This window comes from Vibrio rotiferianus (genome assembly GCF_002214395.1).
Lineage (GTDB): Bacteria > Pseudomonadota > Gammaproteobacteria > Enterobacterales > Vibrionaceae > Vibrio > Vibrio rotiferianus.
The window spans coordinates 1,624,232-1,648,461 of the sequence record NZ_CP018311.1 but is presented as its reverse complement, the minus strand read 5'-3'; the positions used below and the strand labels follow the sequence as shown (position 1 = coordinate 1,648,461).

The window sequence follows — 24,230 nt, the reverse complement described above, 5'->3', positions numbered from 1 at the left end:
GTTATTAGTAAGTTTTGCTTCAAAGGGGATTCTAAATGACCGCAAAGAACGATTTCATTCCTCAAGGTGTCGAGAAATACGTTGTCCTTAACAGTAAAGGACAGCTCATCACAGTTTCAGAAAAACAGTTCGCTACTGGGAAATACACACTAGTCGGTTATATTGATGACAAAGGTGAAATGGTCGAGGTATTGGAAACGCAAAGCACACAAACCATTGACTTTACCTCGGACGACGTTGACGAATCCAACAGTCTTGATAACAATCTTCTGCCGGACGATGTTGGCGATATCATTGCTGCCATCGAGCAAGGTAACGATCCGACTCAATTTGAAGATATTGCCCCTGCTGCCGGTGAAGGTTTGAGCTCATCAATTGCTGGCGCGGCAACGGTAGAATTTAATAACCCAGAAGCAGACGTCTCAACATTCTTCGAAACCGGATCTCAAGGTACTCCAACACTTTCCCAGACCGAGCAGTTGGACACAGACCTTACCGCAAATGCCTCCCCACAATCTTTCGCTGACATTATCGAATTATCTGAAGATGACAATATTTCTACAAATGTACCAACAGCAATTGACGACGACGGTAGCATCTCGTCTTACCAACTTGTCGATGATGTAAATAAAGGCATTCTGACATTCAACCCTGACGGTAGTTACTCTTTTGACACAAATGGGGAGTTTGATTCTCTCGCTGAGGGTGAGTCCGAGACTCAAATATTCAGCTATATCTCGATTGATGACCAAGGTGCTCCAAGCGACCCCGTGACTATTACGATAGTCGTAAACGGTGTCAACGATGCAGCGAATATTGGTGGCGTAGACTCGGGAGAAGTCGTTGAAGACGAATCTGCCCCTTTCTTAATTGAAACAGGCCAACTAACCATCTCTGATATAGATGGCAGTAATGAAGCCCAGTTCAACCCTAATTCAGTAACTCCAAGTCAAGGGACACTAGGAACATTAACCATCAGTGATAGCGGGCAATGGAACTACCAAGTTGATAACAACTTGGTACAGTACCTAGATGAAGGTGAGACTAAACTTGAAACCTTTACTGTACAGTCTGAAGACGGAACTCAACATACCATCACCGTAACCATCGTAGGTGTGAACGACACTGCTGTTATTGAAGGTGTCGATACTGGCCTCGTCGTAGAAGACGAAAGTACACCGCTCCTCTTAGAGTCAGGCACTCTGACAATTTCTGATGCTGACGGCTCTGACCAAGAATCATTCAGAGTCGATAGCGTTGTAGCTGAACCTGATGTGTTGGGCTCTCTAACCATTGACGCTAACGGCAATTGGAATTATCAGGTAGACAATAGTTTGGTTCAGTACCTAGATGAAGGTGAAACTAAACTTGAAACCTTTACAGTGCAATCTGAAGACGGAACTCAACATACCATCACCGTAACTATCGTTGGTGTGAATGATAGTGCCGTTATAGCGGGCGTTGACACTGGTACGGTCACTGAGGATCAGTCCGATCCCCTATTATCCGATAGCGGGACTTTAACTATTGTAGACTCTGACGGTTCAGCGCAAGAAGGCTTCGATCCCAACAACATCATCCCCGTTCAAAATGCGCTCGGCACATTGAGCATTGATGCTAACGGAAACTGGAATTACAGCGTTCCCAATGCTGACGTTCAATATTTAGACGAGGGTGAAACTAAAGTTGAAACATTCATTGTTTCCACGCTAGACGGAACTCAACATACGATAACCATAACCATTGTCGGCATTAATGATACTGCGATAATTGGTGGCATTGACACTGGCACAGTTACTGAAGATGAGAGTAACCCTTTACTCACCGAAACTGGTGCCCTTACGATTGCTGATGCCGACGGGCAAGAACAAGAAGCCTTTGACCCTAGCAGTGTCGTGCCAGAGCAAGGTAACCTTGGTTCATTAACTATTGATGCGAATGGCAACTGGGATTACCAAGTTCCTAATGCCGACGTTCAGTTTTTAGGTGAAGGTGAGACTAAAGTTGAAACCTTTACGGTTCAATCTGTCGACGGCTCTCAGCATTCCATTACCGTAACAATAATTGGCGTTAACGATTCTGCGATCATTTCTGGCGATGATATAGGCGCGGTTGTAGAAGACACTAGCACCCCTCTCCTTACCGATAACGGCTCTTTACGAGCTAGCGACGTTGATACCAACAACAGTGGCCTATTTAATATTAATAGTGTGTCAGCTGTCGGAGCCGCTCTTGGCAGCCTTTCTATCAATGAGTTAGGAGATTGGCAATATCAAGTCGACAACGCTTTGGTTCAATACCTAGGTGAAGGCGAAACCAAAATTGAGCAGTTCACGGTTCAAACAGATGACGGTACAGAACAAGTCATCACGATCACAATCACAGGTGTTAATGACGGCGCAATCATCTCCGGTGATGCTATTGGTGCAGTCACCGAAGATGAAAGTGATCCTTTATTGACCGACTTTGGCAAACTAGCTGTGACTGATGTCGACCAAGGGCAAGCTGTATTTGATCCAAATGGCATCACGTCTGCGCCAGGTACTCTCGGCGCCTTAACAATTGACCCTGAAGGGAATTGGAATTACCAAGTAAGCAACGCTGATGTGCAATTCCTAGGTGAAGGTGAAACCAAACTAGAGACCTTCACTGTTACATCTATTGATGGCACCGAACATACTGTAGAGATCACTATCACTGGCGTTAATGACAGCGCAGTTATCGGAGGGGATGATATTGGCCAAGTGATTGAAGACAGCGCCTCCCCTACTCTGCGTGATACTGGACTACTAACGATAAACGATGTAGATGGCTCTGATGAGGAGTCTTTCGACCCATCAAGCGTCGCTACTAATCCTTCCAACTTAGGCGTGCTCACTATTACAGCCGCAGGTCAGTGGGTTTATGAAGTTGACAACTCGCTAGTTCAATACCTTGGTAAAGACGAACAAAAAATCGAAACCTTTACCGTTAGTTCATTGGATGGAACGCAGCATGCTGTCACCGTGACTATTATTGGTGTCAACGATGACGCCATAATTGGTGGTGTAGACTTTGGTGAAGTAACTGAAGATGAGAGCACACCATTTTTGCAAGTCGGTGATACGCTTACTATCAGCGACCCTGATGGCACCGATGAAGCTAAGTTCGATCCATCAACGATAGTGCCTCCGGCCAATGCTTTAGGTACATTGACCATTAGTGAGAGTGGCAACTGGAGTTATTCGGTAGCGAATGATGATGTTCAATATTTGAGGTCTGGTGAAAGTAAAACAGAGATATTTACTGTTTCAACAATTGATGGAACTGAGCATCAAATAACCATTACGATAAATGGCCAAGATGATCCTGCAATAATCACCGGTGATGTTGATGTTCAACTCCTAGAGACCGACGCTATTCTAACAGATAGTGGCAAACTAACTGTTCAAGATGTTGATGGGCCAAACGAATTTCAGGTTGTCACCAACCAAGCCGGGAGCTACGGGGTATTTAATATCGATAAAGATGGTAACTGGACATACGTTACCAACGATGCATTCAACAACCTAAATACCGACAGCGTACCACTCGTAGATCAGTTTGTGGTCAAAGCAGCTGATGGCACAGAGCAAACCATCACAATGACTATATCAGGTACAAACGACCTTCCGGAACTTGTGGCTGATGTTGGCAAAATTACTGAAGATGGTATCAGAGACCCGAATACGAATACCGAAACGGGTTACATTATCGACGCACTTGCGAACGATAGCGATGTAGACGACACGGTTCTAAATATTACAAACGCTCAGGTAGTTTCTGTTAATGGTGATCCAAATAACCTCTTAGGTAGTGTTAGCGTTGTTAACAACCAATTAGTGTTCTTCACTAATGATGAATTTGAATACTTAAACGATAATGAGTCAGCCACTGTCGTTATAAACTATCAGGTCACTGATGATCACGGTGGCGTATCACAGTCCACGGTCACCATTACCGTAGACGGGGTCAATGACCCTGCTATTATCGATGGAGATGACACTAAAGTACTTAGTGAAACCGATGCACCATTGCAAACGTCTGGCAAATTGAATGTATCAGATGTTGATAATACTGATGAGTTTGTTCCTCAAACGGGCTATGTAGGAAAGTACGGTACCTTTTCGATAGATGCTCAAGGTAATTGGACGTTTGTTGCAGACGAGGCTTATGATTACCTCAACGTAAACAGTACACCTTTGGTGAGTGATTTTATCGTTAAATCTGTTGACGGCACTGAGCACACAATTCAGGTTACTATCCAAGGAACCAACGACGCTCCAGTTGCTTTTAATAGTACAGAAAATATCGATGAAAATGACGTTCTAAGCAGTAGTGTTCCGACAGCATCAGACGTTGACGGTACAATTACTGCGTACCAACTCGTTGACGATGTTCCCTCCGGTCAAGGAACACTGAGTTTAAACCAAGATGGGACATTCACCTTTGATACAGGCACTGACTTTGACTATTTAGCCCAAGGCCAGCAAACCTCTGTTTCCTTTACATATATCGCTATCGATAACAACGGTACATCGAGTGAAGTCAAGACAGTTACCATCAACATAACAGGTGAAAATGATAGCCCTAGCCAAATTACGGGCCCTCTGGTTGGTAATGTAGAAGAGGATGGAACACAACTCGCCAATGGGCAGCTTGCAGTGGTCGATGCCGATCAAGGAGCATCACATACATGGTCAGCGCTTGGGCAAACAGACTCAACCTATGGTGACTTTGGCATTACTGCAGACGGTTTCTGGACCTACAACCTTGATAATGACAAAGCCCAAGAACTGGCAAAAGGACAAATCATCACTGAGCGCTTTGTTGTTCAAGCAGACGATGGTCTCGGTGGGACGATTAGTCAGACCGTAACGATTACTATCACTGGTGAGAACGATGAACCTACTATCACCAACATTACGACGAATAATAACGTTGAAGAAGACAACGCCCTAGCGAACATGGTTACGGGTGACTTAGGTGTTACCGATGTGGATTTACAGGATGGGCACACTTGGTCAATTGATGGCCAAGAAGCGACATCCGGAACAGCAGCTTCAATAAATGCAACTTTTGGCACTATTACTCTCGACTCCAATGGCGTTTGGAAGTACACGCTAGATGATACCAAAGTCGACTTTTTAGCAAGTGGCGATATTCGTAAAGAAACATTCACCATCAAAGTAGACGATGGCAATGGCGGTACTGATGAGTTTGACTTGGTTGTCACTATCAAGGGTAGCAATGATGTGCCAGATATCTCAGGTACTCTAACCCAAACTGTCGCAGAAGACGCTAATCAGTTAACCGTTTCGGGAAACCTATCTGATTCCGATCCAGACCTGAGCAATACCCATAGCTGGTCATTAGTCGATCCTAACAGTGCCTCGGGTGAATACGGTCTGTTTAGCATTGATCCAACAACGGGAACTTGGAGCTACACGCTAGATAATGACAAAGCCCAAGAGCTTGCCGCAGGTGCTGTTGTTGAAGAACGATTCACTATCCAAGTAAATGATAATGATGAAGGCATAGACACTGAAGTTATCGTTGTCAGGGTCACTGGTACCAACGACGACCCGGTAATAGACACTACGTTAAGTACTGCGACAGATGATCTCGTAGAAGACGTGACTGTAACTGGTGGTGGTACGCTTATCGCAAACGATATTGATACAGAACTCACACCTGACACCCTCACCTGGTCTATCAAAAACTCAGACCAAGGGCTATTCGGTACAGTTAGCATCGATAATAATGGTAATTGGGTTTATAACCTTGATCCTGCGTTATCTAACCGTATGGAGGAAGGCAAAAATTACCAAGACACATTTACAGCTGTTGTTTCTGACGGCAACGGTGGTACAGACGAAATTCCTATTGTCGTTAACATTGTAGGTAGCAATGATGCACCTGAGATTACCGGCAGAACAAGTCGAACACTGACTGAAGATGTAGAAGCATTTCGCCGTGGTCGCCTTTACGATAATGACCCTGATGACAACAAAGACATCACTTGGACAATAGATGGTGCTGAAGGCAAATACGGTACGCTAACAATCGCAGATAATGGTCGATGGACTTATACTCCTTCAACGACACAGTCGCAGGATGACGCTCTACAAGCATTGTCTGAAGGGGAAGTTGGTACCCTTGAAACGTTTACCGTCCATGCAACAGACCAATACGGAGCAACAGATAATGTCACAGTAACCATTACTGTGATTGGTACCAATGATCAACCTTCAATAGTTGTTAACGAACAGCTCAATGGCTCTGTCACAGAAGACACCCCAGACCCGAGCCAGCCGATTACAACAACGGGTGACCTTTCAGTAACTGATGTGGATACGCTTGACACCCACACTTGGTCTTTAAACTCAGATCAAGGTAAGTACGGAACCATATCCATAGATAATGATGGCAAGTGGATATACGAACTTAATAATTCAAACTCGAGCGTTCAAGGACTGTTACCTAACGAGTCTTTAACCGACACGTTTACCGTCACGGTTACAGACAACAATGGTTTAAGCTCTACCACGGAAACGATCACCGTAACGATACACGGTGACAATGACACTCCATCTTTGTCTGGTGATACTGGTAGCGTAGTTGAAAATACAAACAATAGAGATTCTGCTCAAGGTCAATTAGTCGTCTCTGACATTGATGTAAACGACTCTCATACTTGGGATGTTCTCGATACGGATCCAACAGGTGGCCCTGCTGGGAAATACGGTACACTCACGGTGGATCAAAACGGTAAATGGAGCTACTTGTTAGATAACGATAAGTTTGAAACACAGCAAATTCCACCCGGTGAAACGAGACAAGATATTTTCCAAGTTGAAGTAGAAGACTTAAATGGAGCAACTGCTATTATCGACGTGATAATCAATGTCGCAGGTGTTAATAACCCACCAGATATCATCATTACCGATACTTACTCAATTAAAGAAGATGCCATACCTGATACCATTACAGGTACCATCAATTCGGGAGACCCTGATGAAGGAGAGTCACTCACGTGGAGTATCGTCGGTTCAGCGGGCCAGTATGGCACCCTCACATTCATTGACCCAACCACTGGTGAGTTCTCTTATAAGCTAGATAACTCAAATCCTGCTGTGAATGCGCTAACTGATGAAGACATTGCAGGTCTACAAGATGTCATAACCATTCGAGTTGTCGATCAATACGGTCAATCATCGACCAAAGATCTAACCATCAACATCGACGGAACAAATGACGCCCCAAATCTGTCTGGAAACCTGTCTCCGCACACGACAGAAGATACCGTTACTACCACTGGCAATTTATCCTCAGGTGACCCAGATGCTGGTGATACCCACACCTATTCTGTTGATAACGGGGCTGGTAGCTATGGTAGCTTCAGCATTGATTCCGATACTGGGAAGTGGACTTATACATTAGATACAACCCAAGTTCAGCAACTAAACCCAAATCAAAGTTATCAAGAAACCTTTAATGTCACCGTAATTGACAGTAAAGGAGAAACATCGACGAAGCCCATCACGATTACTATTGACGGTGTTAACGACTCTCCAACTATCACTGGCGATTTAAGCGCAACATTTTTGGAAGACTCAACCGATCTCGTTACCGGCAAACTGAACCTGATTGATATCGACGATGGCGATTCACCAACCTTCAATGTCATCAGTGAAAGCACCCCCTCTCAAGGAAACTACGGCACCTTCTCTATTGATGCTCAAGGTAATTGGAAGTTTATTCCGAACGACTCTGCAATCAACAGCCTTGAACAAGGTGCGATCGTCACTGAAACCTTTAACGTAATTGGTAAAGATAGTTTTGGGGCTGTGATCACTGATCAAGTAGTGATCACCATTAATGGCGAAAATGATCCACCAATCATTAGTGGTGATAACACAGGTTATATCGTTGAGGATGATGCAGGCCGCAATGACGGTTCTTTGTCGATAACCGAAGGCCAGTTGACCGCTACAGATGTTGATGATAACTCATCGATTTCCGGCTGGAGTATAGATAGCAGCCAAAGTACAGGCCTTGGTACATATGGTCAGTTTACTATCACTGACGATGGGAAATGGACCTATCAAGTAGTAGGAAACGCCATTCAAGACCTAGATCCAGGCCAAGTAGTTACAGAGGAATTTTGGGTTATTGGTACCGACGACAAAGGCGAAAACTCACAACCTTACAAAGTAACCGTATTTGTCCATGGTTGGGATGACGATGCTGCGGGCGGTGGTGGTGGTAACCCACCCGACCGAATTGTAGACATTACCGAAGGCGATGAAACTGCTGGCCCAACAGAGTCGGTAGAGATCCCTGTTGGTGGTGGTTTAAATAATTCAGCGACAGCAACACCTCATTCAGGCGGTGCATATGGTGAATTAGTCTACGATGACAGCGCCAATAAATGGTTCTATGTTATCGACAATAACAATCCATTAGTAGATGGCTTACAAGAAGGTGAAACAGTCACTGAGGTTTGGCACATTTCAAACAATGGCGTCACCTTCACAGTTGAAGTCACTATCAAAGGTGTCAATGATGCTCCGCAAATTTCTTACCAACCAATCTCGATATCTGAACCAGATGTCATTGGCGAGGTTACCGAAGATGTCACTCTATCTAGCTCAGGAGTGCTAGAAGATAACGACCCTGACTTCAACGACTCACAAGATTGGGTAATTGTCGATACAAGTAATGGCAACAGCGAAGTAACCCAACTGCAAGGTGACTACGGCACACTAACCCTAAATCCTGATACAGGAGAGTGGGAATACAATATCGACAACAACGCCGTTCAACCGTTGAATGCTGGTGACGTTGAATACGATACCTTCACCGTAAAAGTGACCGACGAAAAAGGTGACTCTGATACGAAAGAAATCAAGATTAAAGTAAATGGCTCTGCGGATGATATCACCGTGGATCCTGATGTTATTTTAGAGCTCGATGCGACAGAGGACCAAAACAACACCTTTATCCAGAGTGGCGACCTTACACCTCCAAGTGAACTTGGTAGCGATCCTACTTGGCAGCTTGTAGATGGCTCAGGCACCTATGGAAGCATTACTATCAATCCTGATGGTAGTTATGAGTACACATTAGATAACAACAGTTCAGCCGTTCAGTCACTCAAGGAAGGTGAAACAGTGACGGATACATTTACCGTATTCGTCACTGATCAATATGGTAAAACGGTTGTAGATGAGAATGGCAACCCGATTCCACTAAAAATCGAAGTCGAGGTGACTGGCACAAACGACGACCCTGTAATTAGTGGAGCTACAACGGGCTCAGTCAGTGCCGATAGCACCAGTAACATCACTGGTCAACTTGCAAGTGGTGACGTCGATACTGGCGATACAGCGACGTGGAATCCATTAACCACGGTCAATGGTCAGTACGGTACATTTACGCTTAATTCAAACGGCAAGTGGACCTACGATCTCAACGAAAACCATCCTGATGTCATTGCATTGAACCCGAACGAAACGCTGACAGAGTCCTTTCCCGTATCTGTGACCGATGGTGCCAATGCTACGGATTCAACAAACGTCGTGATCACAATTACAGGTACCAACCAAGCACCACAGATCGCAGGTGATGTCACGGGAGAAGTTCAGGAAGACATTAAAGTGACCACTGGAGAACTGCAATTAACTTCGAATGATGTTGATAATGCTGATTCAGTAACTTTTGCACCAAAAGACCTTTCTGGTACATACGGCCAGTTTGTTCTCGGCTCCGACGGAAAGTGGAGTTACACGCTATACAATGACCCACATATTCAAGCACTGCCTGAAGGCGCTATTGTAACTGAAAGCTTCTTCGTAACTGCGACCGATAGTTTTGGAGCAGAAGTCACTCAAGAAGTTGTTGTTACTATACTAGGCGACAACGATATCCCGACAATCCAAGGTACAACGACGGGAACAGTAACCGAGGACAGCCCTACGCTTGCAACCGGCAATCTCGGAGCGAATGATGTCGACTTTGGTGATGTACTTAGTTATCAAGTCGTCAATTCAGGCACCTTTGGTTCAACCGTAACCATAGATGGAAATACTTGGAAGTACGAGCTCAATAGTGCTCATCCAGATATCAATGCGCTCCCGAAAGGTGGTTCAACAACCGACACTATCTCCATCATTGCCAAAGATGGAAAAGGAAACTCTGTTCCGCTTGATATTACTATTACCATTAATGGTACGAATGATGCCCCTGAAATAGCGGCCATTGCCACGCAAACCGTAGCCGAAGACGATACAAGTCCACTTACAGGAACGTTCGACAGTGGTGACCCAGATATTGGAGATGCCATCACTTGGAGTGTCACCAATTCTGATCCTAGAGGTACTCTAACGATTGACTCAGCTAGTGGAGATTGGAAGTTTACTTATGACAATAACCTTCCTGAAGTACAAGCGCTTGCGGTAGGTGAATCATTAACCTTACAATATGAAATCAAAGCTAAAGATGAGCATGGCTTAGAGGACACGCAAACCGTTACATTTAAGATAACTGGTACCAATGACTTACCTGAAGTTACCCAAGATTCTGTAACAACCGGACAAGTATTTGAAGCTCCTAGCCAAGGTTCAGGAACTGCAACCGGTAATATCAATATCGATGATGTCGATACATCAGACAATCACCTATTCACTTTTGACAACAATGCAGGCTCTCAGACCAAGCAAGGTCAATATGGTGAGCTCACGATTGATAAGAACACTGGTGTTTGGACCTATGTCATGACGCCAGCACTAGTGGAGTCGTTGACTGATACTGACCAAAACATCTTTGATACCTTTACGGTCACTATTGATGATGAAAATGGTGGAGTGATAACTCAAGACGTCGTTATTCAAGTATTTGGCGATAATGATGCACCATTCGTGGTTGACAACCAAACTGATACTTCAGGGGAAGTTACTGAAGATGGTACAACTTCGGAGCAATCTGCGACTGGCACAATCACTGCTGATGATGCAGAAAACCAAGATTTAACGTTTAGCCTAACTTCAAGTCAATCCCAGTATGGTACTTTCTCTGTCAACAATGATGGAGAATGGGACTACGTACTTGACCCAGTTAAATCTCAAGCATTACCTGCAGGCATAACGACTGAACAGTTTGTTGTTTCGATTGAAGACACCGAAGGTAAATCAGTAAATCAGACCATTACTATCACCTTAAACGGAAACGACGATTCTCCAATCATCGAAAATACAAGCGTAGTATCGGGTAGTGTTACGGAAAATGGCACAACATTAGAGCAACAAGCGTCAGGAAAAGTTGAAGCATCGGATCCTGAAGGCGGCTCTGTTACGTTTGAGCTCAACTCCCCTGCTTCGCCTTATGGTACCTTTATTCTACAACCGAACGGAGAATGGACATACACATTAGACCCTGTGCTATCTCAGGCCTTGCCTGGCGGCATAACTGAAGAAGTCTTCACTGTCGTGGTTAAAGATGGTTCGGCAAATGAAACCAACCAACTCATTACCATCACGCTCAATGGTAACAATGATCCTGCGACCGTTGATGGCGTTGCCGCAGGACAGGTCAAAGCGGGCTTTGTCGACCAAGCTTCGGGATTACTAACTGTTGATGACGTGGATACTAACACCAGTAACTTAACATGGTCCGTTGATGATACCAGCGGTAGCTACGGTACACTCTCGTTTGATGATTCAACCTTGACGTGGACGTATACACTCACTCCAGGAGCAGCTGATACACTATCTGCGGGGCAGACATTTAATGAACTGTTCACAATAAACGTTAGTGATGGAACAACCATCACGGCTAAACAGGTCACAGTGACTGTTCTTGGTACTGCACATATAGGTTCATTGGGCTCCGATATTCTCGTCGCATCTAGTTATGACGAGATCTTATGGGGAGGCCCTACTGATGGTTCTGATATTGGCACCTCAGATACCTTCCTATGGAGTGACAATGTACTGGGTACCAGCGCAACACCTGCAGATGACATCATCAAAGATTTCGATGTCAACGCTGATGTTATCGACTTGGAGCAAGTTTTCAATCTGACCGGCGTATGGGATTCAACCACTCTAAGCAACGAATTAACCATTACTGAGGTAGACGGGAATGCAGTACTGCAAATCACACAAACTGATAGTCAGTTACTTCAATCCATTACGCTTGATGGTGTGAGCTTATCGAACTTATACGGTCAAAATGTTGATAACCTATCTAATCAAGAGCGCGTTAGTTCTCTCGTTGAGACAGGTCAACTCGTTGTTTCTAAGACCTTTGGACATGAGGGCAATGACACCCTTAGTGGAACCTCAGGAAATGATATATTGACTTCGGGAGGAGGCATCGACAGCTTTGTGTTCTTACAAGAGAACTCTGGTAGCACTAATACCATCACCGATTATGACCCAAGTGGTGATGAAATTGATCTCACCGATCTACTCCCAGCGAACACCAGTGTGAGTGATTTACTCGACGCAAACTTAATTCAAGTCACCGTCAATGACGATCCTGCACTGCCAGATAGTTCAGCAAGTTCATCTACAACGATTACCGTAGAGGATACTACTGGTGCGGTAACGAATATTACTTTAGAAGGGATTGGTTGGGATACGCTCAATGTGAATAATGTAAGTGACGTAAGCTCGATCACTACCGAGTCGCTGCTTAGCACCTTACATGTTTTAACAGAGCATAATTAGAGCAATTCAGCCCCATAATAAAAATGCCGTTTACATAAGTAAACGGCATTCTTATAAGATATTATTGTATTTCTAAGCGCTGGGGCTTACGCAAAGTTAAACACGTATTTATCCATCATGTTCACCATGCGACCAATCTCAGGCTTGGTAATGGTATCATTTGCACCAAGAGCAAGAGCTTTTGCTCGGTTATCTTCACTCATCAGAGACGAGAACATAACAATAGGCATTTCCTTGAATGCTTCTGTATCACGTAGGCGCTTAACTAAGTGCATACCATCCATTCTCGGCATCTCAACGTCTGTAACAACGGCATCCAGTAGCTCTTTCACTGGCAAGTTTTCTTCTTTAGCAACTTCAATCAAACTCATCAATTTTTCATGAGCTTCACCGCCGTCTTTACAGGTTATAACGTTATACCCTGCCGATGCTAACGTATCTTGAATTAGCGAGCGAATAAACGCAGAGTCATCCACGACCATAACTGTCTTGCTATTGCGTTTGCCAACCATTCTTTGGTTAAGATCCACAGACTTATCACCTGTAACATCGTATTTTTCCATACTCAGTTCAGGGTTGATATCTGCGATAATCTTTTCGAAATCAAGAATCATGATCAAGTTGCCATCTTTACGCACAACAGCCACGACACAATCTTGTTCACCAGCTTCAAGGAACTGGCTTGGTGACTCAACATCATTCCAAGAAATTCGATGAATACGTGAGATGCTGTCGATCAAAAAGCCATTGGTCATCTTGTTAAAATCTGTCACGATAACGAACTTACGCTCAATATCTTGACGAGTTTGAACACCTAACCAGCCAGCAAGATCAACTAAGGGAGTTAACACCTCACGAGATGAGAATACTCCTATCATGTGTGGCTGAGCGTTAGGATAATCCGTAGTTTCTGGTACACGAATAACCTCACGAACCTTAGCTACGTTGATGCCGTAATAGCATGTCTTCGTCGTGCCATCAGGTAATTTTTTCTCTAAATGAAACTCAATAATTTCAAGTTCATTAGTACCACTTTCTGTCAAAATTGTGCTGGTTACGTTACTCATAAAACCACTTTATCCAAGCTGTAGATCGATCAAGATGAACGATGTCTCCCATAAACATCTGGAAGCAATATTTCCAAGTTTCCTTTTTTAGTCCTTACAATAGGTTTTGTAAATAAATAAAAGGATACTTACTGCACACTTCTCTGCATCGCATTGAAATTTGGTCTCATTTTAGACAAATTCGACCTAGTTTGACTAGCAGAGATTAAGCTCTACATATTTATCGGCATAGAGTTATAAAGCTTTACCTATTAATGCGTTTTAACCACCGACTCATTTTCAACGCGGTGTCGATCTCCATAAATACCTTCAGGAGTTCTCACTCCACAACTGATCACCATGGTAATTTGATCGCTACTACGCAATCCCAGTAACTCCTTTACTCTCTTGGAGTCGAAGCCTTCCATTGGACAAGTATCGTATCCTTTGTCTCGCATCGCGTACATGAACGTCATTGCCGCAAGAGAAACACTTTTATGAAGACAAACACGGAGATCTGATTTACTGACCTCTCGCACCATTGGTTTACTGCGTCCTAACCACCAGCTATAAACCTTCCTAACTGCGCCACGGAAGCCAATCGCATCGTTGTTGTAAACCATAGGGATTAATTTTTCGTAATACTTTAGAGCGCGCTTGGCCGCAACGTCGTCACGGCCTTCGAAAGCTTGACGCACAGTCTCTGCGTTGCGCTTTGCGCGCTCTTTCCAGTTATGGGTCGTCGCTACAAATACGACTAACTCATTTGCCGTCTTGGCTGCATTTTGCCCCATACAATAATCGGCCAGTTTCATTCGCTTATCTTCTGAGATCACACGATGGAACTCCCACATCTGCATGTTGCTACTATTTGGGCTCAAAGCCGTTAGTTCAAGCGCTTCGGCTACGTCATCATGGTTAAACTCAGCATTCGCGTCGTACTTTCGAACTGAACGACGAGAATGAACAATAGATTCAAAAAAAGGCTGGCTCATAGTGGACTCAAAAGATGGCTAAAGGCCGATCATGACGCAAAAACAGCGCTCTATTCAAGTGAAACCTGTTTGTCCTCAAAAAATGTACGAAAATAACTTTTGCTCCAATTCAGATATCCATGTAGGCACAATCTGACCTTCACGATTTTATCTTTAATATTCATATAGATAAAAAAATATGCCCCTATATGCAATTTGACCCTCTCGGTAACATAAGTAAACATACCTCTTATCTAGTAACTGCGTTGTTGAGTTTCTTCATGACAAGCCATTTCTCTTGTTCTACTGCTTGGATAAGCAAGTTCCCCACCGATATGCAGTTGGAAGTATCTGATATTTATATTGAAACCATGAATGAAGACATCTATCAACTTCGCATTCACTTTCATAACCCTACCCGTACAATGCCTTTGGTCCACAAGATCAAAGGTGGCTGTGCGCAAATTGGATTGTCATCCATTTCGACCGAAGCTGAAAACGTAGATCGTTTAGGGAAAGTATCCTCTAACACATATCCCATTGCGTTGAAGAAATTAATTTTAACTATTCAGGCTAGTATTGAGCATGTAAAACAATGGAGAAGCCTTCATAAAACGTCCTTTCCCCCTCACCTACATGACTATTTGATCGATACTAATATCACCGTCCTCGAGATAGGTGAGTAGTTTAAGCCATTAGTTTTGTGTATAACTAATGGCTTTACCACGCAACCCTTTCGGTAGGACGTTTTGGCTTCTTGTTGTCGGATCTGGTATAGAGATTTCGTATCAAGCCTTTTGCAACCTGACAAGTAAAAGCAGGCGCAAGCATAGAATCAATGCGATCTTTTAACGTCTGTCCTTATATACCACTAACCAAAAAGCAATATAAAAAATTAGGAAAAAATCATCTCCCAACTTTTGTTGATATAAAAACACTAATTGTGTATAGAAATTAAAGGTAACTACAGTTATTAGAAGCTGTAGTATACGCCAGTTACAACTGTCATCGACTCGTCAGTAGCCCAATCAGCATCACCTTGTTGGTATTCTGCGAATGCTAGGATATTTGACGCAATAGAGTAATCAGCACCTACTACAAAGTTGCTAACATTTCCATTTTCTACATTAGATTCAACGTCAGCTTTAGCGTAAGTTGCATAGATTCGTGTCTTCTGAATGCTGTACGATGCCGCTAGACCGAATGTACTACCTTCCGCATATGCGCTGGTTTCATAGAAACCGAATCCTTCAGTACCTTTAAAGTCTGCATAGGTTGCAGCTAAGTAAAGGTCGTTGACCTCAGTAGACGCCGAAACACCATACAATTCGTAATCTTTATTCGCGTCTGTTTCGCCTTGAACGAATGATGCTCCTACTGATACTAATTCATTAGCGTAGTCTGCTGAGAAGCCAAAAGTAGCATCTGTGTTTTCATCTTCTGCTGTATTAACATCAGCAACAAACGTCATTGGTCCAAATTTTGTCTTTGCAACAATGCCGTTACCCTTTGATTCGCGGTGATGACCACCTGCCGACCCCATGTAGTTACCTTCATTGGTAATATCGTCTTTCTCAATCGCATCTGTAGAGTCAGCTACATCGCCAACTTCACCAATTGCGACACCCCAGCTATCTGATTTAATACCAATGTAGACATCATCAAATTTTGCCGAATTATTAGTACCGTCGTACCATGAGCCAGATTCAATTTCAAAAGAAGCAAAACTTGTTACGTCTTCCGTAAGTTTTTGCTCCACATCCATTTGAACTTTTGCCCAAACATTTACGTCTAGATCAGTCTTAGTTCCTTGAATATCAGTTGTTGCTAGGTACGCATCAACTTCACCTTTTAACGCTACGTTCGTCGTGTCTGTAGAATAAATATCACCTGCAGCTACCGATGTTGCCGAAGTTGCCATTAAGACTGCTAGAATTGTTTTTTTCATTGCCACTACCAAATATAATATTTTCTTCATATGGTCGCCCCATGGCGACAACTCAGTGCAAATATACTACTTATTTAAAACGCAAAAAAATATATATAACACTTGGTCATTAAAAATTTAAATAGCAGACACAAATAATGAAAAATAGGAATTTTTACTAGTTTACTCCACCAAAAAAAATAACAATTTAAAGTGCAAATGATTACAACACAAATAGACATAAAAAAGCCCGAACACATCGGGCTTTTATCTGATTTAAATTTAGAACCTATAATTCATCATCACGCCAAAGAAATGAACATTTGCACTATACTCCCCGGACAATTGACTTTCAAATATCGAGTCATCGAATGTCGTATATTCAATTTTCGGATGACCTCCGTAGAGGAACTCGTAATACATTTGCATACGCCATTTTGATGTTAATTCATATGTAACACCAGTAGCAAATTTCCATATTTCACCAGTCGGAACATCCGGATACTGAATAGTTGGGTCATCTTGAGGCGACGTTTCGTAATATACCCCTCCTTCCAGTCTGAGCTTTGGCTGTATCTGGTAGTGTGAACCTACACTTATTGAATAGGTATCTTCCCACTCTCGCGCTATGGCTGCATCAATATTTGTCAGGGTAACTGTTATTTCCTGTACTTTACTAAAATCACTCCAACCTATACTCCATAACAGAGCAAGCTCAGAATAAATGCTGTGGTAACCACTTATAAGTGCCATTGATGGCATAATGATATTAAACGATGCGTCGGTAGATCGTTGATTACTTTCTAACTTCCCATCCATATCATGGTTCGTTTCCGAACGATAAACTATACCGTATCGGTTATTTTCGTCTGCCTCGTAGTGAGCACTGATTGTGTAGCCAAATTCCAGGCTATCACCGCTTCCTTGCAATGCTGGTAGCGTTGTGTCTCTGCTCCCTGCAAAGTTTTGTTTTAAATACCCAAGTTCACCTACTAGACCAAGGCCAATTGAAAGCTCATCGTTCACCTTGTAGGCAACACTAGGATTTAGTTGAACAGTCATTAAGGTTGCATCTTGCAATAATAGTGAACCTGAAAAGTTAGGGCCATAATCAATTACCGAGCCACCAGCTGAAGCTAACGCGAAGCCGACAGAAAACTTATCGTTAACTGGTTTTACGTAATAAAAAGAGCCTGCTGGCATTTTAGTACCAGCCGACGTCTTTTCAGCTCCACCATCGAAAATCCCCGTAGAGCCAGTATCCGTGTAGTCTATTTGAGAAACCATCCCCTGAAAATTGAATGCAATTGTATCGGTTTCTAGTCGTGTCATTGCCGCTGGGTTGGCAAACGCGGTCTCTGCACCTTCAGCAACCGCTTGTGCTCCGGCACCCGCAGTACTCACACTCATCATTCCCAATTCTGGGAAGATATAAGCACCTGCCATTGCATTTGACGCCGAAAAAATCGACAAGGCGATAAGTGACTTTCTGTTAAGTAACATTTTTGTTCCTATATTTTAATTTTTCTAATGTGCAAACCTTTAGAGATATCACGAACATCTTGTTCACTAATCGTCCCAACTTGATATTTCAATGATAACTTACTAATAATGTAATCATACTGTGCTTCAGACAGCATTCTATTTGAACTATATAATCGACGACTGGCTTGCAAAACATCGATAATAGAACGTGTTCCAACATCAAATCCCGCCTCTGTTGCTTTAAGCGATTCTTTTGCAGACTTTGTAGACTGGGTATGAGCTTTTATCAGTTCAGAGTTCGAAATAATATCATTGTGCAGTTTATTTATGTTTTGCTCTGTTTTTCGAATCAACGAATCAAATTGCTCTTGAGATTCTACGAGTGCAAATTGTGCTTGCTTAACGCTTGAACTAATCTGACCACCTGTATAAATTGGCACATTCATCATAATTCCCACATTCCATGTATCACCATCATCTGTATATGGGTCTAATACATCACCATTACGATAGTTTGTGTGTTGATAACTTGAATTTAATTTTACATTTGGAGCGTGGCCAGAATTCGCATAATCAATTTTAGCTTTGTGTATTTCCATAGAAATTCGTCCAGCTAACAACTGCATGTTTTTTGTCTTAGCTTGTTGAAATAGTTCATCAACTTTAGAGCTAGGTATTCCGTGACTAAATTTATTTGTATCTAATGGAGACAGTTCGCCATATCTTTGATTGGTTAATAACCATAATTCATGCTTTCTATCTTTAACTCGGTTCTTAGCGGTAATTTCGTTCGCCAACATCTGATCATATTCTGCTTGCGCATCATAAACATCGGTAGCAGTAGACAAACCTAAATCAAATCGCTTCTTGGTATGATTAAGGTGTTCTCTAACCGCTTTCTTTTCTGCCCGTGTTAATGTCAGTTTGTCAATAGCCCTAAGAACATTGAAATAGGATGTCGCTACCGACAATATGAAACTCTGCTTAAGGTCATCAAACTGGACATCTGCATAATGAGCATTTAACTCACTAAGAGACAACCTTTGCCAACTTGATTCATCGTAAATCAACTGTTGCACTGCAATAGAGGCGTTACTTCGTTCAATATCATAACTGTCGCCTTCACTAACAACATAACTCGCAGACAAATTTACCTGAGGTAATAGCGCACCAGTTTGTTGCTCAATGTTCTCATGCAATCGTTCCCGCTTTGCGTTTGCTTGATTCAGCATTGGTGAATTGTTCTTTGCGTCTTCGTAAACTTCTTCGAACGTCACAGCAAGGGCTTGACCACTGCAAAGTAAACTTGTACATAGAACACGAGCAATAACTTTATCCATTTCTATTTCCAGTTGTATTAAAAGGCTGCCCAATAACTATTTGGGAGGTTACGGTTAACTGGATCTTAAATGGCCAAATCACTTACCTAAACTCGAAATTTTCCCAGTTGTTGATAAAGGTTCCATGAGCCATGATCAAAGTCACACATAGACTCTGGTTTCGTTTCTAATTAGACGTGATAATAATCAGTGTTAAATTGAATACACGAGTCGAATCTAATGAATGAACTAGAGAGTTTTTCTGAAATCGAACAATTTACTATCGAAATCTCAAAGTGGTTGCTTGACAATGACACTGCTGATTTACCTGAAGCTATTCAATACTCCTTAAAGTCATTCCTACCTTATATTTACGCACAACGTATGACTTTATTGCGTATTAATGAACATAGCCGATTTGAAGCTGCTTTTAGTTCAGTAGCTGATGGTTACCCTTCTGTTTCAATCCCGGAAGTTGGTGCAGCAAGCTCTTATCTTAATCTTATAGCTAAAGGAGAAGTGGTCGCGGTTACCCACGAAAACCTCCACTCTGTCATGCCAGATAAGGATGATCATATTTTAAACAAATCAGGGATTATTTCTCATATAGCAATCCCTATAAAAGTTCGTGGCGGTATTTGGGGTAGTATCAATGCTAGTCGGTACGAAGGAGAGACGGATTGGGACGAAGCAACAGTCCAGCGTATGCAGAGTTTTGGACAGATCCTCGCGGCCACCCATGAAAGGTACTCATACTGGCAAACCATTCAAAATAAAAACATTGAACTAGAAAAGCTTTCTAGAGATCTTATTCGCAACCAAGAAGTTGAACGTAATTTGCTGTCTAGAGAGTTACATGACAACTTTTCTCAAAAAATGGCGCTTTTGACATTTGAAGCTTCGAACTTAGTTGGCCAAGCTGAAAACAGTCAAATTGAAACTAGTTTGCGTGAGCTTCAGCACCAAATCCAGCTCGTCGCCACTGAAATGCAAGCTTTATCGCGTTCATTACACCCTGCAATATTAGACGACTTGGGCCTTACTCCAGCTATAATCGCTGAGTGTCGTAGGATCTCAGAGTTAAAAGACTTCGAAGTACAAACCTTGATCTCCCCTCTTCAAACACTGAACAAAGACCTATCACTCAACCTTTACCGAATTCTGCAAGAAGCACTGAATAACGTAGCAAAGCATGCTAAGGCCTCCGCAGTATTTGTAATTCTAGAAATTAAAGATTCTGTTCTCCACTTCCAAGTTATTGATGACGGCGTAGGTTGTGATCTTGAAGGTTTGCAAACTAAGACTAATATCGGTCTACGAAGCATCACTGAGCGAACACTTCAATTTAATGGCGAAGTTTCATTCAATTCACCTAGTGATGGTGGTTTTTCCGTAGATATTAAGATTCCAAACATACAGGGGTATTATGAGTAGAATAATTCTGGCCGATGACCACCTTATCGTAGCGCAAGGCGTTGCTGGCATTTTAAATAAAGAGCACGATGTTATCGCTATCGCACAGTCTGGGGAAGAGCTCATAGCGCTCGTTAAACAACACAACCCTGAGCTAGTTATTACTGATGTTAGCATGGGCGATATGACCGGAATTGCTGCTTCAGCCGCGATACAAAGGCTTAATAAGGATATCAAGATTATTTGTTTAACGATGCACGAAGAGCAAGAGTACGCTGAAGGGGCGTTCGCTGCTGGTGCTCTTGGCTACGTTTTAAAGAACGAAGCGGCAAATGAGCTTATTCAAGCCGTTGAGACTGTACTCTCCGGGGAAAAGTATCTCTCTAAATCAATTACTATCAACGAAGATAAGCCTCAACTTACTTCTCGTCAGTTAAGTGTTTTAAGGCTACTGGCACAAGGTAAATCGGCAAAGCAAGTGGCAGATGAACTTTTCATCTCATCCCGCACAGTCGAGTTCCACAAATACACTATGATGAAATTGATTGATGTAAAAACTGGCGCGGCTTTAGTTCAGTACGCATTGAGACATGGATTAGTAAAATAAGGCTCTATTTGGTGCTCAGGCGGTATGTCATATCATCGCCTGAGCATCATAAAAATCAAGCTTCAGTTTAAGAAGTCAACGTTATTATTCAGATAAAACTAAACGAAAGCCAATATCCGCCATCATCGCTGTCTGACTAGCAAAATCTCGACTAGTATTCTTTGACAACTCTGCAGGATACGAGAAACTACCACCTCTTACCGATTTGTACGCAAGGTGATGTTCTGAATCTATATCGTTGATCGGGTCACTGAGTGATTCAAAACGATTGTATCCTGCCTCATACGCATCTTGCACCCACTCGCCTACGTTGCCAGTCATATCATACAAACCCAATTCGTTTGGCAATTTAGATCCCACAGGGTGCGCTTTATTCTTCGCGTTACCTTTGTACCAAGCCACATCATCAATGGTATTAGACCCACTAAAACTTAAACCTTGTGACTGGTTGCCACCTTTAGCCGCAAACTCCCACTCAGCCTCGGTTGGCAATCTGAAACTCTTCCCAGTTCGTCTATTTAGATGTTCTATAAAATACTGAACCTGCTGCCACGTAACATGATTCACTGGCATGTTATCACCACGAAAGTAACTCACATCATTACCAACCACATCAAAGAATATATCCTGAGTCATTTCAAACTTTGATATGTAAAAGCTACTCACTGCTACAGTAGTGGCCGGACAAGCAGTGGCATCTTCTTCACATGACTCGCCAAGCTCATAATCGCCGCCGGCAACATGAACCATTTGCGACATAATTTTGTCCCTAAGCGCGATATCCTCTGCTTCCATAAATAAAGAAGTCGAACAGCCCTGTAGGAAGGCGGCAGCCGTCACGGCCATCATTAAATTCTTCATTACTGGTACCTCTATGCAATATATGTATATTTGAAAGCTATAATCAAACTGTACATCATTGATACGAGCGATTCTGCTCGTAGTTTTACGAGAAAGGCCCAACACTAGGTTGGGCCTTTAACATCACTATAGCGGGGGGAAACGCTATTGTGCTTTTTGTTTAGCTTGAAGCTGCTTCATCACTTTTTGAAGTTGAAGCGTATTGTAGTTGATACCTGCTGCACTGAAGCCCTGACCTTTCTGCATTGGGTAACCTTCTAGTGAACCAAAGAACTTCTGTACTTCTTGTGACATAGGAACAAACAGCCACATGTTATCGATCATCCAACGTAGATACATAGGTGAATCATGCGCTGCAGTTTCGTATGGGTCTGCGTGCAAGTTAGTTAGCTCAGGCCAAGCTGGTGCCATACGTACCGCAGATTGCATATTACCTTCCATTTTTGCGAACGTCGCTTTCCATTCATTCCAGCGAAGTGCGTTTAGCTCACCGTTAGCACTAAAGTAGAATTTGGTCGTACGAGGGCCTTTGTCTTCTTTGCCTTCAAAGAACGGTTTAAAGTTGTGACCGTCTAAGTGTACACGCCACTCTTTGTTGTTGAACTTAGCGCCTTTCTTAAGATCACCGACAACATCATCCATACCAGCAGCAGCAGCAAATGTTGGCAACCAGTCTTCATGAGACATCATTGCATTAACTTTTGTACCCGGTTCAATTGTACCTGGCCAACGCACCAACTGAGGAACACGCATACCACCTTCGAAGGTAGTACCTTTTTCACCATGGAATGGTGTAGTACCGCCATCTGGCCATGTAAATCTCTCAGCGCCGTTATCTGTAGAGTAAACAACGATTGTGTTGTCGTCGATACCCAGCTCTTCAAGTTTGTCTAGAAGCAGACCGACATGGTAATCATGCTCTGTCATACCGTCTGGGTAAATACCCACACCTGTGATGCCATCCCATTTGTCTTGTAGACGAGTGTGAACGTGCATACGCGAAGCATTGACCCAGGTAAAGAATGGCTTGTCTTCTTTAACTGCTTTTTCAATAAACTTAATAGACGCGCCTACAAACTCATCATCCGCTGTTTCCATACGTTTACGAGTCATAGGACCTGTATCTTCTACGCGACCATCAGCAAACGCGTGGATAACACCGCGTGGGCCAAAGTTTTTCTTAAATGCAGGGTCTTTAGGGTAGTAGTATGTTTCTGGCTCTTCTTCTGCATTCAGGTGGTATAAGTTACCGAAGAATTCATCAAAACCATGGTTTGTAGGCAAGTGTTTATCTTGATCACCAAGGTGGTTCTTACCGAATTGACCCGTTGCGTAGCCTTTGTTTTTAAGTACATCTGCAATAGTCGGCGCCCAATCTGGAATACCGTGATCAGAGCCTGGCATACCGATTGTTAAAAGACCCGTTCTGAAAGGGTGCTGACCTAAAATGAAAGAAGAGCGGCCTGCAGTACAGCTTTGCTGAGCATAGTGGTGCGTAAACAGTGCACCTTCATTAGCGATACGGTCAATATTCGGTGTTTCGTAGCCCATCACACCGTTGTTGTACGCGCTGATGTTCGAATAACCAATATCGTCGCCCCAAATAACAAGAATATTCGGACGCTCAGATGTAGCGGCAACAGCAGCATGAGCAGTTGCTAGAACACCCAAGCCTACAGTTACTTGTCCAATTAATTTAGACATAATTGTTCACCTTATCAAGATATTAAAATAACCAAACACATGGTTAAAAATGTTTTCGGACTCATTAAACGACGACAAGAGAAACAAACCTACTAGCAAATTTTCTAGTTATCATTTCAGGTTGATCTATCTCATATACCCA

11 protein-coding genes and 1 pseudogene are annotated in these 24,230 nt (G+C 42.9%); 4 read left to right on the top strand and 8 right to left on the bottom strand.

What is annotated here, in order from left to right; all coding sequences use genetic code 11:
* Positions 1 to 35 precede the first annotated feature (35 nt).
* A complete protein-coding gene (locus tag BSZ04_RS07655) occupies positions 36 to 12,752 on the top strand; it encodes a VCBS domain-containing protein (RefSeq protein ID WP_088880058.1) in 12,717 nt (4,238 codons plus the stop codon).
* Positions 12,753 to 12,838: 86 nt separating this feature from the next.
* Here the strand turns inward: BSZ04_RS07655 and BSZ04_RS07650 are convergent, their stop codons facing one another.
* Positions 12,839 to 13,819: a chemotaxis protein gene (locus tag BSZ04_RS07650; protein ID WP_088880057.1), complete on the bottom strand. Its 981-nt coding sequence runs from the start codon at positions 13,817 to 13,819 to the stop codon at positions 12,839 to 12,841.
* A 251-nt stretch (positions 13,820 to 14,070) separates the two neighbouring features.
* Positions 14,071 to 14,793 (bottom strand): nitroreductase family protein, encoded by a 723-nt coding sequence (locus tag BSZ04_RS07645; RefSeq protein WP_088880056.1) that lies wholly within the window; start codon positions 14,791 to 14,793, stop codon positions 14,071 to 14,073.
* 260 nt (positions 14,794 to 15,053) lie between these two features.
* Here BSZ04_RS07645 and BSZ04_RS07640 point away from each other — a divergent pair, with 260 nt between their 5' ends.
* A complete protein-coding gene (locus BSZ04_RS07640; protein ID WP_151899060.1) occupies positions 15,054 to 15,458 on the top strand; it encodes an Hpt domain-containing protein in 405 nt (134 codons plus the stop codon).
* Here the strand turns inward: BSZ04_RS07640 and BSZ04_RS25435 are convergent.
* The 4 genes and pseudogenes from BSZ04_RS25435 to BSZ04_RS07625 form a co-directional block, all read right to left on the bottom strand.
* Positions 15,411 to 15,524: pseudogene (locus tag BSZ04_RS25435) on the bottom strand (IS66 family transposase); the annotation flags it as partial. The gene BSZ04_RS07640 and the pseudogene BSZ04_RS25435 sit on opposite strands and share 48 nt — an antisense overlap.
* 221 nt (positions 15,525 to 15,745) lie before the next feature.
* Entirely contained in the window at positions 15,746 to 16,720 is a 975-nt protein-coding gene (locus tag BSZ04_RS07635; protein WP_088880054.1) for a porin, read from the bottom strand.
* Between the two features lie 261 nt (positions 16,721 to 16,981).
* Positions 16,982 to 18,202: an OmpP1/FadL family transporter gene (locus BSZ04_RS07630; RefSeq protein WP_088880053.1), complete on the bottom strand. Its 1,221-nt coding sequence runs from the start codon at positions 18,200 to 18,202 to the stop codon at positions 16,982 to 16,984.
* An 8-nt stretch (positions 18,203 to 18,210) separates the two neighbouring features.
* On the bottom strand, positions 18,211 to 19,524 hold the full coding sequence (locus BSZ04_RS07625; protein WP_088880052.1) for a TolC family outer membrane protein: 1,314 nt from the start codon (positions 19,522 to 19,524) through the stop codon (positions 18,211 to 18,213).
* A gap of 219 nt (positions 19,525 to 19,743) precedes the next feature.
* On the opposite strand from BSZ04_RS07625, the gene BSZ04_RS07620 reads away from it, so the two are divergent.
* Both BSZ04_RS07620 and BSZ04_RS07615 read left to right on the top strand, forming a co-directional pair.
* On the top strand, positions 19,744 to 20,937 hold the full coding sequence (locus tag BSZ04_RS07620; RefSeq protein WP_088880051.1) for a GAF domain-containing sensor histidine kinase: 1,194 nt from the start codon (positions 19,744 to 19,746) through the stop codon (positions 20,935 to 20,937).
* Positions 20,930 to 21,523 carry a response regulator transcription factor gene (locus tag BSZ04_RS07615; protein WP_088880050.1) on the top strand — a complete coding sequence of 198 codons (594 nt, stop codon included), beginning with the start codon at positions 20,930 to 20,932 and terminating at the stop codon, positions 21,521 to 21,523. Before BSZ04_RS07620 ends, BSZ04_RS07615 begins: the two co-directional genes overlap by 8 nt.
* A gap of 84 nt (positions 21,524 to 21,607) precedes the next feature.
* Here the strand turns inward: BSZ04_RS07615 and BSZ04_RS07610 are convergent, their stop codons facing one another.
* Entirely contained in the window at positions 21,608 to 22,384 is a 777-nt protein-coding gene (locus tag BSZ04_RS07610; protein ID WP_197697118.1) for a formylglycine-generating enzyme family protein, read from the bottom strand.
* A gap of 144 nt (positions 22,385 to 22,528) precedes the next feature.
* The gene (locus BSZ04_RS07605; protein ID WP_088880049.1) at positions 22,529 to 24,088 is read right to left on the bottom strand and encodes an arylsulfatase; all 1,560 of its coding nucleotides are present in this window, start codon (positions 24,086 to 24,088) and stop codon (positions 22,529 to 22,531) included.
* Positions 24,089 to 24,230: the final 142 nt, after the last annotated feature.